Source organism: Palleronia aestuarii (assembly GCF_003253995.1).
Taxonomy (GTDB): domain Bacteria; phylum Pseudomonadota; class Alphaproteobacteria; order Rhodobacterales; family Rhodobacteraceae; genus Palleronia; species Palleronia aestuarii.
In genome coordinates, this window is sequence record NZ_QKZL01000007.1 from 174603 (window position 1) to 188171 (window position 13569).

The following is a 13569-nucleotide window of genomic DNA, read 5'->3' on the forward strand; positions in this document are numbered from 1 at the left end:
ACCGTGAAAGCCGGAACTTATCAACAGCAAGGATGCTGATGTCCCGACGAGTACTCATTGTCGATGCGACAGCCACGAACCGGATCGCCCTGAAGGCATCCCTGTCTGCCGCTCGGTACCAGGTGACCGCCGTCGCTAACGCGACGGAGGCGCTGGCGGCCTTCGTGCGTGACGGAACGGATATCGTCGTCTGCGACGTCGACCTTCCCGATATGACCGCTCAGGACTTCTGCGCCCGCATGCGATCCGATCACGGATCCTCCACCCCTCCGATCGTGGTGGTTAGCGATCGTGACGATGCCGAGTTCCGAATCGCGGCGCTTGAGGCCGGTGCATCGTCGATCGTGCGTCGGCCGATCGACCGTCAATGGCTGCTCACGACGATGCGCAGCCTGCTGCGCGCGAGCGAATCGCGCGCCGAACTGCACCGCCGGACGCAGACCGCCTCCCGGCTGGGCTTCGCTGAGGCTTCCTCGCCGTTCGAGACCCCTGGCCGCATTGCCATCGTCGGCGAGAAAAGCGCCACGGCCTCCGCAATCGCGCGCGAATTGCGCCGCAGCGCTCCGCACGACATCAGCGTCATCTCGCCGAGCGAGGCCCAAGCCGTGGCTGATAGCGACGCGCCTCCCGACCTTTTCGTATTGTCTCATCAGGAGGGCGATATCGACGAGGTCCTCTGGATCCTCGCGGAGCTTCGCGCGAGCGGTCATGCCCGGCGGGCCGCCTTCGTGGTGGAATACGATCCCGAGATGCCCGACAAGGGCGCGCGCGCCCTTGATCTCGGCGTCAACGACCTCGTGCCCTGTTACGCGAGCGCGGAGGAGCGGAGCCTGCGCATCCTGCGTCAGTTGAAGCTCAAGCGCGAGACGGACGCGCTGCGCGCGAGCGTCGATGCCGGCCTCGTCATGGCGGCCTTCGATCCGCTGACGGGTCTCTACAATCGGCGCTACGCGATGCATCACCTCGCAGTCCTCGCGGCGCGGCCGCACGCGGCGGGGCGCGGTTATGGCACGCTGCTCGTCGATGTCGACCACTTCAAGGCGGTGAACGATACCTTCGGGCATCCGGCGGGCGATGCGGTGCTGCGCCAAGTGGCCGATCGCCTGCGCGAGAACATCCGCGATGTCGATCTCGTGGCGCGCATCGGGGGCGAGGAGTTCCTGATCGCGATGCCGGACACTGCGCCCGACGAGGCGATGATCGCCGCCGAACGACTTAGGACGGCCATCTCGGCGACGCCCATCACCACGACGTCGGGCACCGATATTGCGGTGACAGTCAGCATCGGGGCGGTTTGTGCGATCAGCGATCCGGACTCGGCCCTGGCATCGGCCGATGCCGCGCTTTACCGCGCCAAGGCGGAGGGCCGCGACCGCACCCGTCTCGCCGACGACGCCCGGGACCGGCTTCGCGGACCGCGCGGCCTTGTCGATTACCCCCTCGCACCCCCTGCGGAACGGACGAACTGACTGTTCCCATCCGGGTTTCGCGACAACCCGCCGCAAGCGTCCCACACGGGCCCTGCTGACACGCGCGGCAGGGAGGAGTAAGGCTACGGCCAAAGAGAGGACGCAGCCCATGTTCGACAATCCCGACGAGGACCGGGTGGAAGAGGATCGCGCCGATCGCCCGCTGAAACCCGCCCTTCTGAACGGGTTCCGGCGCAGATGTCCGAATTGCGGGTCCGGCCCCGTGCTGAAGGGATATCTGACGGTCAGGGCGCGCTGCTGCGTCTGCGGGGAGGAATTGCAGCATGCCCGCGCCGACGATGCGCCGGCCTATCTGACGATTCTCCTCGTGGGCCACCTGATGGCGCCCTTCCTGCATGTCGTGTTCGTCGCGTTCCGGCCGCCGCCGATGGTGCTCGCGACGATCTTCTGCACGGCCTGCGTCGCGCTGTCGCTTTACCTGCTGCCGCGGCTGAAGGGGATGGTCGTGGCTTTCCAGTGGGCGCGGCGGATGCACGGGTTTTGAGTTCCGAAAACATTCCCGTCCGCGATGCCGCGACGATCATCGTGATCCGTGACCGCCACGCTGCACCGAGCGTCCTGATGGGCCAGCGTGGCAAGGCGGCCGTCTTCATGCCCGATAAAGTCGTCTTTCCCGGCGGGGCCGTCGATCCCGGCGATGCGGCCATCACCCTTGCCGGGCCCCTCCCCGACGCCTGCGCGCGGCGGCTCGGCCCCGATGGGGCGACCTTCGCCGCGGCGGGTATCCGCGAACTCTGGGAAGAGACGGGTCAGGTCGCGGGCTGCCGCGCCGATTGGGCGGAGGCGCCGGGCGATTGGCGAGGTTTCGCGGCTACGGGTCACCGCCCCGATGCGCGGGGTCTGCGCTACGTCTTTCGCGCGATCACACCGCCCGGTCGACCGCGCCGGTTCGACGCGCGCTTCTTCACGCTCGACGCAGAAAGCCTGGCCAGTGATCCAGACGATTTTTCGGCCGCGGGGGACGAGCTCGCGAACCTGAAGTGGATCCCGATCGAGGAGGCCCGCGGCCTCGACCTGCCCTACGTCACCGCGATCGTTCTCGCGGAAGTCGCCGCGCGATTGCCGTCTCTCGACACGCCCGACCGCATCCCCTTCTTCGACGGCGACGCGCCGGAGGTTCGCGACGCGGCACGCTGAACGCCTCATGGCGTGCCGGTCTGGTCCGTGACTTGCAGCTTCGACAGATCGTAGCCGTTATGGGCGAGGATGCGCCGCGCCGCCTCGAACCGATCGGGTGTGATTTCCGGCGTCCGGTTCAGGATCCATCCGGCCCGTCCGGACGGTACGCCCACGACGGCGGTCCGATAGCCCTCGTCGACCCAAAGCACCCAGTAGGGTGCGATGAACGGCACGCCGTCGAGGCGTACCTCGAGCCGGCCCGGCCCCGTCACGACGGCGTCTCCTTCGATCTCGCGCAGCGCACCGTCACGTCCCGTGCAGGAATTCGCTACAGCGAAGGAGCCGTCGCCGCGCGGGGTGTAGATGGCCTGCGTCTTGCGGCATCCGGTCTGGAACGGCATCGGGAAGGAAGCGATCTCGTACCAGCGGCCTGCGTAGCGCGAGGGGTCGAACGCGGCGGCCGAGGCGATTGGCACCGATGTATCGCGGTAGCTGCGTGCCGGTAGAAGCGGCGACTCGGTCGAGCAAGCGGTAAGCATCAGGAGCGCGGCAAGGGCGCTCAACACGCCGCGGCTCACGAAGCGAGGCCCCGGACGACCGGCAGGAGCGCGCGGGCAAGCGTCTCGTGCGCTTCCGCATCGAGGTGGATGCCGTCGAGCGGATCGACCGCGATGACGCCGTTCGCGTCGAAGAAGGCCGCGCCTTGTTCTTGCGCCACCCGCTCCATGTGACCGGGCAGGCTCGCCGCGCGGTCCTCGGCGCCCGCGAACATCTCCGCGAAGGCGCCGGTCTCCCGCACGCGGGGCGGACAGATCAGGAGCCGCCGCGCCTCGGGCGCGATCTGCGCCACGGTGACGAGCAGCCGTCCGGCGGAATTCGCGATGTCGATCCCGCGAAGCGCGAAACGGGCCTTTTGGTCGTTCGTGCCGAGCATGATCGCCACGATGTCGATCGGCGCGTGGCTTTGCAAAAGCGGCGTGAGAAGCGTCAGCCCGTTGCGTCCCGCCCCTTCGACCGGGTCGTCGCTCGTGCAGGTCCGCCCCGGCAATCCCTCGACCGTGATCCGCCAATCGGCCCCGAGCCCCACGGCAAGACGCCCGGCCCAGCGCGCCTGTGTGTCGAGCCGCAGGCGCCCCTCCGGATCGGGCTGCGCCAGGGTGCCGTGGGTGTTGCTGTCTCCGAAGATCAGAAGGTGGGGCATTCGTCCTCCGCATGTCCCGTGATCGGATGAAGCCAATCCGATCGACACCGGCGGCGCAAGCTCAATAGGGCATCGGATGGGACCGGTGGATGTCCGCGATCTCCTCGAGCACGGTTTCGTCGAGCCTTGTCTCGACACCGTCGATCACCCGCTCGAGCTGCTCCATGTTCGTGGCGCCGAATATCGGGATCGTGGCTACCGGGCGGGTCCGCGTCCAAGCAAGCGCGAGGTGGACGGGGTCGATCCCGTGCTGCTCCGCGAGGTCGAGATAGGCCCCGACCGCATCAAAGGCCCGGTCGGTCGCGCGGCCGCCGAGTGTCTCGTTCGTGGCCTTCCGCGAGGCGGCGGGCACCTGCCCGTCCTGGTACTTGCCCGTCAGGAGGCCCGCGGCGAGCGGCGAATAGGCCAGAAGCGTCACGTCCTCGTTGTAGCACGCCTCGGCGAGGTCGGTGTCGAATTGCCGGCAGAGAAGCGAATACTCGTTCTGGATCGTGGCGACGCGGGGGCCATTCGCCGCCGCCGCCGCGTCCTGCCAGCGGCAGATGCCCCAGGCGCTGTCGTTCGAGAGGCCGAAGGCGCGGATCTTGCCCTCCGCCACGAACGCCGCGAGCGTCTCCATCAGCGCGGCGAAATTGTCCCGGACCTCTGCCGCGTCCTGGCCGGTGGGATCGAAATCCCACGCCTTGCGGAAATGGAAGCTGCCGCGATTGGGCCAGTGGAGTTGGTAGAGATCGACATGGTCGGTGGCGAGCCGTGCGAGCGATCCCTCGAGTGCCGTGCGCAGCGTCTCGGGCGTGATCGGCGCGTGATCGCGGACGAGCGGGCTCGGCCCGGTGCATTTGGTGGCGAGCACGATGTCGTCGCGCCGCCCGGTGCGGCGGATCCAGTTGCCGATGACGGCCTCCGTATCGCCCACCGTCTCGGCCGTGACGGGATTGACGGGATACATCTCCGCCGTGTCGACAAAATCGATGCCCGCGTCGAGCGCCCGGTCGAGTTGGGCATGGCCGCCCGCCTCGTCCGTTTGCCGTCCCCAGGTCATCGTGCCGAGGCACCAGGCCGAGACCTCGATCCCGGTCCGCCCCAATTCGATCCGCTCCATGCGCTTTTCTCCGATCCGCTGTCGCAGGGAGGCCTAGGCGGGCCGGGTGGGAAGATCCAGCCCGCATCGGAACGGAAAATGTTGAGAACGAAATAAGAACATGCAATGCTGTGCCCATGTCGATTCACGCGCCTCACCTCCTCCTCCGCGGCCCGCGCCGCCCTGCCCCGGACGGGATCGCCTTCGCCCCGGGGCTCACCCTCGCGCCTGGCCGGGTACACGAGATCTGCGGCCCCGCACGGCGCAGCCTTGCCCTTCGGATCGCCGCGCGGATGGCTGGCCCGGTTCTCTGGATCCTGCCCGAATGGAGCCCGGTCCGGCCCAATCCCTGCGGTTTTGCCCGCACCCTCGCGCCGGGACGGCTCGTCTACGCCACCCCCGACCGGAGAGAGGATCTGCTCTGGTCGATGGAACAGGGGCTCAGGAGCGGGGTGGTACCGCTCGTCGTGGCGGACCTGCCCGAGCCCCCCGCCCTCACGCCGGTGCGCCGCCTGCACCTCGCCGCGGAGGCGGGGGCCGGAACGGGGGGAGCCGGTCCGCCCCTGGGCCTTCTGCTCACCCCCGAGGGCGCCGCGCCGGGGGTGGAGACGCGCTGGCGGATGGCGCCCGATCACCGTCCGGGTGACCGGGGCTGGCACCTGGCGCGGCTGCGCGCGCGGTCGGCGCCGGAAGGCGAATGGCGTTTGGGCACATAAGGAACCTGGGCGCGAATCTGCCGATCGAACCGAAAACGACGGGACAGGATCGGTCGCGAGGCGATCGACCATTTTCCCGATCGCCACCGCGATGCCCGGCATTCCGATACCGCCCACGCGCAACGTCTTGCCGCGCCTGGAAGAGCAGCGCCGGCAGGACACATGCGGTCCCGTGCCCGCCGATCACTTCCGATAGGTCAAACGACGCCGCGATTCCCCTTACCGCACGTCCCGGCCCCTATTCTCGACTTGTCCGCGGTCGCGTGGAAGAGCCGCGACCCCCGGCGCCGGGCGGATCGGCACGAGGTGAGCGGGCCGGACGCGACGGCAACGATCCTCGGCCCGGCAAGAAAAAACGGACAGGACGATCCAGGTAACGACATATTCGACATGAATGGATGACGCGGCGACCGCGAAGGGCTACCTTGCGTCACCGACAGGCCTCGAGGGCGAGGCGATGCGGGAGGTTGCGCAGATTGCATGTTCCGACACTGGCCCGAGACAAGAGACGCCCATACGAACCCTCGAAAGGCGTCCTGAGCGAACAGCCTGACGATCTGCTGAACGGACAGGGCTGGCGCGCGGCCTGGGCGGTGCTCCGGGAGGCGCTCCTGCGCCTCTGGAGCGACGATGCCTTCGGTCTGGCGGGCAACGTCGCGTTCCGCACGCTGCTCGCGGTCTTCCCGTTCCTGATCTTCACCTCCTCGCTCACGGCCTTCGTGGGCGATCGGTCGATGGCCGACGGCCTCATCGGGTTCCTGATCTCCATCGTTCCCGCAGCCCTCGTCGATCCGATGGTCTCGGAGGTCGACAAGATCATGAGCGTCCAGCGGGGCAGCGCGCTCGGCCTCGGCATCCTCCTGACGATCTGGTTCGCGGTGGGCGGCGTCGATGGCGTCCGCGTCGGCCTCAACCGCGCCTACGCCATTCGGGAGACCCGCTCGACCCCGATGCTCTACGTCCTGCAGAGCGGCATGGTGGTGATGTGCAGTCTCGTTCTGACGATGATCGGTTATCTCGTCGTGCTCGCCCCTCGGGCCGAATCCTGGGTCGACGCGCTTCTCCCGGGATTCGACCCCTCCTCCACGACGATCGCCATGGCACGTTACTTCATCGCGGCCACGCTCCTGATCGTGGCATTGTTCGTAGCCCACGTCTTCCTTCCCGCGCGTCGGACGCGTTTCGTCAACATCTGGCCCGGGGTGCTCTTCACCACCGTCGCGTGGATGGCACTCGGATCCGTCTTCACGTTCTACCTTGGTCATTTCGACGGATACGCGAGCTACTACGCGGGTCTCGCGGGGATCATGGCGGCACTTTATTTCGTCTATCTCGCCGCACTTCTCCTGATCTTCGGGGGCGAACTCAATCGCGCCCTCCGGATCCGCCGTCTGGCGCGCGCCATGAAACAGGACGATACGTAAGGGGGGACGCGTCACGTCCAGTAGAGCAGTTGCGCCCCCGGCAAGCGAGCGGCCGCCTGCCCCTCGAGCGTCGCGCGCATCTCCCGCATCAGGGGGGCCGGATAGACGTATTTGCGGCCGCCGAACTTGTTGCGCTTGACCGTACGGACGGCCGGATCCATCTCCAGTCCAGTCGCGGGATACCAGCCGAGAAGGACGTCGCGCGATCCGGGCGTGAAGCGGTGGGTGATGAGCTCGACGGTCACATCCGCCCCTGCTGGGAGAGCGGCGGACGCGGCCGCGAAGAGGCGGTCGTAGGCCCCCTCCCAATCCTCGACCGGCATGATCGGCGCGACCGTGAGGCCCACCTTGTAACCCGCACGGGCAAGACGCCCCATCGCCGCGAGACGGGCAGCGAGCGGCGCCGTGCCGCCCTCGAACCGGCGGGTGATCTCCTCCGCGTTGACCGAGAGGCGCACCCGCGTCCGGCCACCATGCACCGCCGCCTCGAGCGAAGCGGTCTCCGCGAACTTGGTGGTGAACCGCAGGCTGAGATCGTCGGAGCGCTCGCCGAACCACGAAATCGTCTCGGACAGGCACCCCGACAGAGGCTCGAGCGCCAGAGGGTCGGTGTAGCAGGACGCCTCGAAAGTCGTGCCCTCGCCGGCCCGGTCGGCATTCGTAGACGTGATCCGCCCCTGCCCCGAAAGTGGCGGCAGGTGTTCGAGTATCTCGGGGAGATTGACGAAGAGACGAGTGACCGGTGGCCCCTTGAGCGAGCCCGCGAGATAACAGTACTGGCAATGCGCCGGGCAGCCGGTGGCGAGATCGAAGCGCCAATCCGCGGAGGGCGGGATCGGCTGCGGCCGCATCGCACCCGCGGAGGCGACGGTCACCGCGAGGGTCGATTTCGCGCGGCGGTATTCGGTGCGCGGATCGTCGTCCTTGAGCCCCGTGATCCGATCGCCGGCAAGCTCCACGATCTCCGCGCCCATTGCCGCCGCGCGTTCCGCGACCCGCCCCGCCATCGGCCAGTCCCGCGCGGCCCGCGTTAGAAGAACGCGCCTCGGCCGGAACGGCCGCCCATCCTCGTGACCTCCGGGAAGTGTCCGAGCGAGGGTATCGGGATCTTCGCGTGGCGATCTTGTGCGGGACGGGGCGATATGTGGAGCGTCGGGCATAAGGCCGAAACATCCGTCATCGCTGCCGGGTCCGGCGACAAAAGCGCCCAGCGAGGCCGCCCGCACTCGATGGTTGGCATTACGCCGATGCAGAAGGGCTGCCGGAGCCCGAATGACACTGCGGTCAGGGCAAGCCTAGACTCAGGGCTCATAGCCAATAGATGACGGTGGCGGTGAGCGCGATGGCCGAGAGGAAGACCTCGGGGCATCGGTCACAGCGCGTGGCCACACGGCGCCAATCCTTGATGCGGCCGAACATGATCTCGATACGATGTCGGCGCCGGTATCTGCGTTTGTCGTATTTGATCGGGATCGTGCGCGACTTGCGCGGCGAAATGCAGGCCCGAATTCTGCTTTCCGACAGAGAGTTACGGAACCAGTCGGCGTCGTGGCCGCGGTCGGCGAGAAACCAGTCCGATTGCGGAAAGCCGCTCTGGAGCGCGAGCGCGCCCTTGTAGTCGCTGATTTGGCCGGCGGCTATAATGAGGCGGACAAGGCGACCCTCGCGGTCGGTGACGGCATGGAGCTTGGTATTCATCCCGCCGTCCTCGGGGAAACGATCCACCGGATCGTCTCCTGATCCTCGAACTCCGCCCGATCAGGCGGCCACGCCCCCCTTTTGAAGGCGCAGGCTTGAGGCCGTCCGGTGCGCCTTCAGATGGGTCGTGTCGATCATGATCGTCCGGCAATCGGCTTGCTCGGCGGCGAGCCCCTCCATGATCCGCGCGAACGCGCCCATGCGGCTCCACCCGATCCAGCGATTGTAGAGCGTCTTGTGCGGGCCGTATTCACGCGGCGCGTCCCGCCAGCGCAAACCGTTGCGATCGATGAATACAATACCACTGAGTACGCGCTTGTCGTCCATCCGGCGACCGCCATGCGACTTCGGGAAACAGGGGCGCAGCCGCACCATCTGAGCGTCGGTCGGCCAGAAAAGATCACTCATCGTCAGCCTCCTTCTGGCGAAGGCTGAATCACGCAGCGCCGTCCTGATCGATGGGTCCTGAGCCTAAGAAATGCACAGATGGCGCGTCTTGAATGGCCTTGTTGCACATATCGGTGAGAAGGATTCACTTCGGGAATCCTGATAGTTAGATCGATGGCATGCCAAAGCCTGCCAACACCCGCTACCGCACGACGAACTGGTCTGACTATAACGCTGCGTTGAAGCGGCGAGGATCGTTGTCCGTCTGGTTCGATCCTGAAATGTCCCGGCAGGCGGATCGAAACGGCAAGCGTGGCCACCCCCAGACCTTCTCCGACAGCGCCATTCAGACCTGTCTCACGCTGAAAGTCCCGTTCGGCCTGCCGCTTCGCCAGATCGTCGATCTCGTCGAGAGCCTGATCGAGATGGCCGGGCTCGACTGGCCCGTTCTGGACTATTCGACGCTGTGCCGACGTCAGGCTCGGATCCAGGTACAGATCCCGTATCGGCGCTCCGGCAAGCCGCTGAGCCTGCCGATCGACAGGACCGGCATCCGTTTTCGTGGCGACGGCGAATGGCTGGCCCGCAAGCACGGTGCGACGCGCAGACGCGAATGGCGGAAGGTTCATCTAACAATGGACACCGCCACTGGCGATATCCGTGCGGTCGAATTTACCACAAGCAGACAGGGCGATAGCCCGATCCTGCCGGAGCTGCTGTCGCAGATCCCGGCCGACGAGGGCATTGAGACAGTCACGGCCGACGGAGCCTATGACACACGCCGCTGCCATGCGGCGATCCTCGAGCATCGCGCCGAACCGATCATCCCGATCCGTCGCAATGGGCGAGCGTGGAAGCCGGACTGCCCTGCCGCGATATCGCGAAACGAGATCCTGAAGGCGACGCGCTGTGTGGGGTGATCGATCCGGAAGAAATGGGCAGGCTATCACATCCGAAGTCGCGTCGAGGCCCGGATGAACCGCCTCAAGCTCTTCTGCGACCAGATCATGTCACGAGACCCCGATCGCCAGACCGCCGGAATTCAGACCCGCATCGCCATCATGAACCGCTGCTCGGCCCTTGGAAGGGCCGAGATCGAAGCCGTTGCCTGAGCCCAACGGGGAAAGGACAGAGCATCATCACCTCCGATTAGCGCAACAGGGTCAGCCTGCATCTTGGTGAGAACGACAAGGAAGTTCGCTGCACCATCGGAATCGACTTCCCGGCGGGGCATTTATGGTGTGACTGCCCCACGAAAGTATTCTGCACATCGACCGGAAGTGGTGAAGCTGTTGGATCGAGAGCGCTCGCGCGGCGCTGAACCGCCTACTCGAAACGTGGCAATCATTCCGTTCGCTGCGATCCGCCAAAGCGAAGCTGGTGACGATCGAGACGATCCAAGACCATCAAAAACGACCATGTCTCGAACAAGCCGCCGGGCGTCCGCAGCGAGATCGACTTTCTCCAGGGTCTGTTCGAACAGCCTGAAACGCAGACCATGAAACTGCATTTTGCGCGGAGCTAGTTGACGCAACTGTCCCATATTGGCCATGGAGCCGCCCCCCTTTCGGGGGCGGGCATGTGACGGTGCTTCCGGTTCGCAATCAGCCGGCGTAGCGCTGAAAGTCGGTGTTGCTAACCTCTTCGGAGGCGAGGTCGAGGTCGAAAGCCTCGACGGTCGATCTGGGGGTCGGTCGGGGTCGGGCGTCGTTGGCGGGCGTGGGGGCGACGCCCTCGATGTCGAAATACGAGATCACGCCGGTCAGCTGCGCGCTCTGCGCGGCGAGTTCCTGGCTGGTGGCGGCCGATTGTTCGGCTGCGCCGGCGTTCTGCTGGATGACGGCGTTGAGCTCTCGGATCGCCTGATTGATCTGCTCGGCGCCCACGTTCTGCTCACGCGTCGAGGCCGAGATCTCCTGCACCAGATCCGCCGTGCGCTGGATGTTCGGGACCAGCGTCTCGAGCATCCGGCCCGCCTCGCCCGAGACATCGACCGTCTCGACCGAAAGCGCGCTGATCTCGGCCGCGGCCTGCTGCGAGCGCTCGGCGAGCTTGCGCACCTCCGAGGCCACCACCGCGAAACCCTTGCCGTGGCTGCCCGCCCGCGCCGCCTCGACCGCCGCGTTGAGCGCCAGCAGGTCGGTCTGACGGGCGATCTCCTGGATGATGGTGATCCGCTCGGCAATCGTCTTCATCGCGCGCACGGCGTTCGCCACAGCCTCGCCGGAGCGACGTGCATTCTCGGCGGACTCGCCGGCGATCTTCTCGGTCTGACTCGCATTGTCGGCGTTCTGGCGGATATTGGCAGTCATCTCCTCGATCGAGGCCGAGGCCTCCTCGGCTGCCGAAGCCTGCTGTGTCGATCCCGCCGACAGCCGCTCGGCGGTCGAGGACAGGCTCGACGCGCCGTCGGCCACATGCGCAGCGCTGACGCTCGCATTCGAGATTACTTCGCGCAGGCGGCCCACCATGTCGCGCAGCGCGTGACCCAGGCGGTCGTCCTCGGAGCGTGGCGTCACCTCGACCTTCAAGTCCCCCTTCGCGATCGCTTCCGCCGACGAACTCATCCCCCGCAGGTCGGCCACCATCCGGTCCATCGCGCTCATCAATCGGCCGATCTCGTCGCGGCGGGTGGTGGATGTATCGACCTGCAGATCGCCGCACGCGACCGCATCGACCACGCCGACGGCGCGGTCGAGACCGCGTCGGATCGTGCGCGTCAGAAGGGTGCCGATGAGGATCGCGCCCAGCACGATGGCGACCGCGCTCGCGATCGTCACCATGGTCGAAAAGGTCTCGACCGCCTCCTTCTCGGCCGCGCGGATCTCGAGCAGGGCGCTCTCTGCGGCGAAGAAGTCGCCTTGGACGCCGCGTATGCGGTCCATGAACTCTTTGCCGGCGCCCGAAGCCTCGATCTGTCGAGCCTCTTCCACGGTCGAGGGATCGCCCATCAGGTCGATAGCCGGAGCGGCAATCGTCTCGCGCCACATGGCCTCCGCCTCGCGCAGCTCCACGAGCCGCTCCTGCTGCGCAGGATTGTCGGAGGTGAGGGAGAGAAGCTCGGCGATCTCCTCCGCGAACATCTGCTGGCCCATCTCGTAAGGTTCGAGAAAGGCGGTGTCGCCGGAGATGAGATAACCGCGCAGGCCGGTCTCCTGATCCACGACCGCCGCGAGGGCCGTGGTCGCGTGTTCCAGCACGTCGTAGGTGTGGATGTTCCAGCTGTCGACGGATCTGATATCCGCGAGGCCCTTGAGCGACACCGCGGAGGCCGCGATGGCAATCGTCACGATCGCAAGGAAGCCGAGCGCCAGCTTGCGGGAAATCGTCAGGGCCTTGAAGAACATTCCATTTGTCTCCTGGTCAATGCCGCTTGGGAATCGGCAGTGCGGGATGTTGCGGCGGATCGGCGGGGCCTCTACCATCGGGGCGGACGATCGCCCCCACAGGTGTCGCGTGGCCATCCGGCCAGCACCCGTTGCGCAAGGGGGATCGGCGACCCGATGCGGCCACCCCTTCGCGGTGCGCGGCGCGGCCTTAACGGGATTTCGCGGACGGGCATCGGATTTCCTCGACGGGTTGCGCAATGGTGCCGCCGAAATACGCAAAGAATTTGAAGATAAGTTTAACCAGCGGCCGAAACCGCCGCGCTTCCTGCGCGCAGGAGGGTCGGCAATGGGGGGATGAGGCGCGAGGTACGGATACAAGGCGGTCGGGGTGAGGTTTCGGGTGACGTACGCCCGATCAACGAACCGTTTCGCAAGCCGCCGCGGCGGTCAGGCGCCCGACTGCTGTGGGCCAGGGACGGGGCGCTTGAGCAACGTGCCCGAGTGCACCTTCTTGGATGAAAAGCCCGAAGAGGAGATCGTCGGCGTCAAGGCTGTCTGCGGCAACCGATTTCGGGTAGCCCACGTCACCGTCCTCTCCGCGTAACGTGGAAAGCGAGAGCTTTGTGGCCCAGCCGCAGTCCGTCAACGCTGTCTTTTCCACCGCTCCGACGCCGCGACCTCATAGGTCTCTTGCGCCTCGGCCAACGCGGCCTCGAGATCTTCAAAGTCAACTCGAACTGGGCGGGGTTCAACTTCACCGTTCGGGGGTTGAACCGGGCTCGCTTCATCTCTTTGGACAGATGTTCTACGCTCAGGACCCATCGATCAGGACGGCGCTGCGTGATTCAGCCTTCGCCAGAAGGAGGCTGACGATGAGTGATGTTGCTTTGGCCGACCGCCGCGCAGATGGCGCGGCTGCGCCCCTGTTTCCCGAAGTCGCATGGCAGGCCGCGGGTGGACGACAAGCGCGTGCTCAGTGGTGTTGTATTCATCGATCGCAACGGTTTGCGCTGGCGGGACGCGCCGCGTGAATACGGCCCGCACAAGACGCTCTACAATCGCTGGATCGGGTGGAGCCGCATGGGCGCGTTCGCGCGGATCATGGAGGGGCTCGCCGCCGAGCA

The 13569-nt window shown here is 66.5% G+C and carries 11 protein-coding genes and 2 pseudogenes; 7 read left to right on the forward strand and 6 right to left on the reverse strand.

The window, feature by feature from the left end; all coding sequences use genetic code 11:
- Positions 1–38 precede the first annotated feature (38 nt).
- The 3 genes from LX81_RS10830 to LX81_RS10840 all read left to right on the forward strand — a co-directional run bounded on the left by LX81_RS10830 (position 39) and on the right by LX81_RS10840 (position 2627).
- Positions 39–1469: a diguanylate cyclase gene (locus tag LX81_RS10830; RefSeq protein ID WP_170133916.1), complete on the forward strand. Its 1431-nt coding sequence runs from the start codon at positions 39–41 to the stop codon at positions 1467–1469.
- 109 nt (positions 1470–1578) lie between these two features.
- On the forward strand, positions 1579–1974 hold the full coding sequence (locus LX81_RS10835) for a DUF983 domain-containing protein (RefSeq protein WP_111537325.1): 396 nt from the start codon (positions 1579–1581) through the stop codon (positions 1972–1974).
- Positions 1971–2627 carry an NUDIX hydrolase gene (locus LX81_RS10840; protein WP_111537326.1) on the forward strand — a complete coding sequence of 219 codons (657 nt, stop codon included), beginning with the start codon at positions 1971–1973 and terminating at the stop codon, positions 2625–2627. Before LX81_RS10835 ends, LX81_RS10840 begins: the two co-directional genes overlap by 4 nt.
- Positions 2628–2632: 5 nt before the next feature.
- Here LX81_RS10840 and LX81_RS10845 read toward each other — a convergent pair whose 3' ends face one another.
- The 3 genes from LX81_RS10845 to LX81_RS10855 form a co-directional block, all read right to left on the reverse strand.
- Positions 2633–3187, reverse strand: a complete 555-nt coding sequence (locus LX81_RS10845) for a lipocalin family protein (RefSeq protein ID WP_234822568.1) — start codon at positions 3185–3187, stop codon at positions 2633–2635.
- Positions 3184–3810, reverse strand: coding sequence for an SGNH/GDSL hydrolase family protein (locus tag LX81_RS10850; protein WP_111537327.1), 627 nt, complete (start codon positions 3808–3810; stop codon positions 3184–3186). Before LX81_RS10850 ends, LX81_RS10845 begins: the two co-directional genes overlap by 4 nt.
- Positions 3811–3871: 61 nt before the next feature.
- Positions 3872–4912 (reverse strand): aldo/keto reductase, encoded by a 1041-nt coding sequence (locus LX81_RS10855; RefSeq protein ID WP_111537328.1) that lies wholly within the window; start codon positions 4910–4912, stop codon positions 3872–3874.
- A 116-nt stretch (positions 4913–5028) separates the two neighbouring features.
- On the opposite strand from LX81_RS10855, the gene LX81_RS10860 reads away from it, so the two are divergent.
- Both LX81_RS10860 and LX81_RS10865 read left to right on the forward strand, forming a co-directional pair.
- Positions 5029–5607: an ImuA family protein gene (locus LX81_RS10860; RefSeq protein ID WP_170133917.1), complete on the forward strand. Its 579-nt coding sequence runs from the start codon at positions 5029–5031 to the stop codon at positions 5605–5607.
- A gap of 476 nt (positions 5608–6083) precedes the next feature.
- Positions 6084–7031, forward strand: a complete 948-nt coding sequence (locus tag LX81_RS10865; RefSeq protein ID WP_234822569.1) for a YihY/virulence factor BrkB family protein — start codon at positions 6084–6086, stop codon at positions 7029–7031.
- Positions 7032–7042: 11 nt separating this feature from the next.
- Here the strand turns inward: LX81_RS10865 and LX81_RS10870 are convergent, their stop codons facing one another.
- Entirely contained in the window at positions 7043–8191 is a 1149-nt protein-coding gene (locus LX81_RS10870; protein WP_111537330.1) for a spore photoproduct lyase family protein, read from the reverse strand.
- Between the two features lie 148 nt (positions 8192–8339).
- A pseudogene (locus LX81_RS10875) lies at positions 8340–9137 on the reverse strand (IS5 family transposase).
- A gap of 158 nt (positions 9138–9295) precedes the next feature.
- Here LX81_RS10875 and LX81_RS10880 point away from each other — a divergent pair.
- Positions 9296–10228: pseudogene (locus tag LX81_RS10880) on the forward strand (IS5 family transposase).
- A 492-nt stretch (positions 10229–10720) separates the two neighbouring features.
- Here the strand turns inward: LX81_RS10880 and LX81_RS10885 are convergent.
- Positions 10721–12463: a methyl-accepting chemotaxis protein gene (locus LX81_RS10885; protein ID WP_211322749.1), complete on the reverse strand. Its 1743-nt coding sequence runs from the start codon at positions 12461–12463 to the stop codon at positions 10721–10723.
- An 861-nt stretch (positions 12464–13324) separates the two neighbouring features.
- On the opposite strand from LX81_RS10885, the gene LX81_RS10890 reads away from it, so the two are divergent.
- On the forward strand, positions 13325–13569 hold a 245-nt coding region (locus tag LX81_RS10890; protein ID WP_146259413.1), incomplete at its 3' end, for a transposase.

Excerpts from the sequence above, each read along its gene's own strand:
- LX81_RS10885 (WP_211322749.1), bottom strand. The coding sequence starts at position 12,463 with ATGTTCTTCAAGGCCCTGACGATTTCCCGCAAGCTGGCGCTCGGCTTC.
- LX81_RS10850 (WP_111537327.1), bottom strand. The coding sequence starts at position 3,810 with ATGCCCCACCTTCTGATCTTCGGAGACAGCAACACCCACGGCACCCTG.
- LX81_RS10870 (WP_111537330.1), bottom strand. The coding sequence starts at position 8,191 with ATGCCCGACGCTCCACATATCGCCCCGTCCCGCACAAGATCGCCACGC.
- LX81_RS10855 (WP_111537328.1), bottom strand. The coding sequence starts at position 4,912 with ATGGAGCGGATCGAATTGGGGCGGACCGGGATCGAGGTCTCGGCCTGG.
- LX81_RS10830 (WP_170133916.1), top strand. The coding sequence starts at position 39 with ATGTCCCGACGAGTACTCATTGTCGATGCGACAGCCACGAACCGGATC.
- LX81_RS10835 (WP_111537325.1), top strand. The coding sequence starts at position 1,579 with ATGTTCGACAATCCCGACGAGGACCGGGTGGAAGAGGATCGCGCCGAT.
- LX81_RS10860 (WP_170133917.1), top strand. The coding sequence starts at position 5,029 with ATGTCGATTCACGCGCCTCACCTCCTCCTCCGCGGCCCGCGCCGCCCT.